Annotated in this window: 2 protein-coding genes; both read right to left on the bottom strand. The window is 41.4% G+C overall.

Features of this window, described 5'->3' with window-relative positions; translation table 11 throughout:
- Positions 1 to 126: 126 nt before the first annotated feature.
- Positions 127 to 729, bottom strand: coding sequence for a TetR/AcrR family transcriptional regulator (locus tag CK510_RS29820; protein ID WP_095725047.1), 603 nt, complete (start codon positions 727 to 729; stop codon positions 127 to 129).
- Between the two features lie 157 nt (positions 730 to 886).
- Positions 887 to 1940: iron-containing alcohol dehydrogenase (locus CK510_RS29815; protein ID WP_143289512.1), on the bottom strand; the 1054-nt coding region annotated here is incomplete at its 5' end.

Raw genomic sequence — 1940 nt, 5'->3', positions numbered from 1 at the left:
CCACCCTAACCCTCCCCGCTCGCGAGGAGGGAACATGATTTTAAATTTCATAAATAAAACCGTTCGGTCGGTTATTCTACAAAAAAAAGCAATCTAAATGATTTTTAGGTAAATATCCAATAAAAATTATCTCCTCAAACTGATATTAATGTAATTATTTAAATGTTTGATTGCTCGTTCGATATGAATTGAATCATCGCATAACTTGCTCATCATTACCGAACCTTCCAGGGTGGAAATAATAATACTTGCCACTTCGTCAACATTAATATTCTGCTGAATTTCGCCTTTTTTGATGCCTTTTCGCATAATACCATTAAATAAATCGCGCCACGAATTCATCGCTTGTTGAGCGCGTATTTTCAAAGCTGGATGGGCATCATCGCTTTCAATTGCAGTATTCAACAATGGACATCCACCTTTAATAATGGGATGTTCGGGATTGTCAATATAAATGCGAAATACGTTAATAATCGCTTGCAAACGTTCGATTGAGTGTTGTTTGCTTCCCCAAGCTTCGCGATAACGTTGCTTGATTTGGGATATAGCAAAGTCAAATGCTTGCAATGCTAAATCATCCTTACTCGTAAAATGGTTGTAAATTCCCCCTTTCTGTAACCCTGTCACCTGCATAATGTCTGACATAGAAGAACCCGCGTAACCCTGTTGATTAAACAAGGCTGCGGATTTCTCAATAATCATGGCTTTGGTTTCTTCGCCTTTTGACATTAACTGCGATCGCATTACAAAAATAATGTCAGACCGAATGGTTTGATTAGTTTAAAATTAGCATAACATCTGATTCGCAGTCAAATTAAAGCTGAAAATTTTCCGCATTTTTTGAGAAGCTTCCTTAGTGAACTTCTCAAGGAAAATTGGGTTTCAATTAAGCGCAAAGTGTTAAAATTTTCTCGACTGTTTCTGGGGTTACATCCTGTTTTTCCCCTAATGCCGTGTAACCATAAGCCTTCAAGCGATCGACTATTTGGGGAATTGTGTCTAAACCCACACCATAATCCGACAGTTTTGTCCGCGTGCCTACGGACTCGAAGAAGTTGCGAGTTTTTGCGATCGCTGCGGTAATTCGCTCCTCTTCACTTCCTTCGTGAATATCCCAAACCCTTGCAGCGTATTGAAGCAGCTTTTGCCATTTATTATCTCGTTTCACAGTTAATGTGTTGGGCAATACCACGGCTAAACTTTGTCCGTGATCGAGTCCATGAAGTGCGGTTAATTCGTGACCAATCATGTGGGTTGTCCAGTCTTGGGGGACACCAACGGCGATAATGCCATTTAATGCCATCGTTGCACACCACATGAAATTGGCGCGGGAATTGTAGTCTGTAGGGTTTGCCAGGGTTTTTGGTCCCTCTTCGGTTAAGGTTTTGAGGATAGCTTCAGCCATGCGATCTTGGAGTGGGGCATTGACGGGGTAGGTTAAATATTGCTCCATTGTGTGGGTAAAGGCATCGACAATCCCGTTACTGACTTGCCGAGGAGGTAAGGAGAATGTGGTTTCATGATCGAGAACTGAGAATTTCGGAAATACCAGGGGGCTGTAAAAATGTCGTTTTTCTTGGGTTGCGGCTTTGGTAACTACGGCTGCTGTATTCATTTCCGAACCTGTGGCTGCTAGAGTTAAAACCACGCCAAAAGGAATTGCGGATTTAACTACTGCGTTTTTTGATAATATATCCCAAGTGTCACCCTCAAAATCAACTGCGGCAGCAATGAATTTTGTCCCATCAACTACGGAACCACCACCAACAGCAAGGAGGAAATTTATACCTTCTTTTTTGATTATTGTCACTGCTTGCATTAGGGTTTCGTAATGAGGATTGGCTTCGATCCCAGCAAATTCAATTATTTCACGTCCCGATAATGCAGACTTTACCTGGTCATAAACTCCATTCTTTTTGATGCTACCACCACCATAGGTC

The sequence above is a fragment of the Brunnivagina elsteri CCALA 953 genome, from assembly GCF_002289455.1.
GTDB lineage: Bacteria > Cyanobacteriota > Cyanobacteriia > Cyanobacteriales > Nostocaceae > Brunnivagina > Brunnivagina elsteri.
The sequence above is the reverse complement of the archived record's forward strand: the minus strand, read 5'-3'. Positions and strand labels throughout refer to the sequence as shown.

Bases quoted from the DNA above. Each gene is read 5' to 3' on its own strand.
- CK510_RS29820 (WP_095725047.1), bottom strand. From the start codon at position 729: ATGTCAAAAGGCGAAGAAACCAAAGCCATGATTATTGAGAAATCCGCA.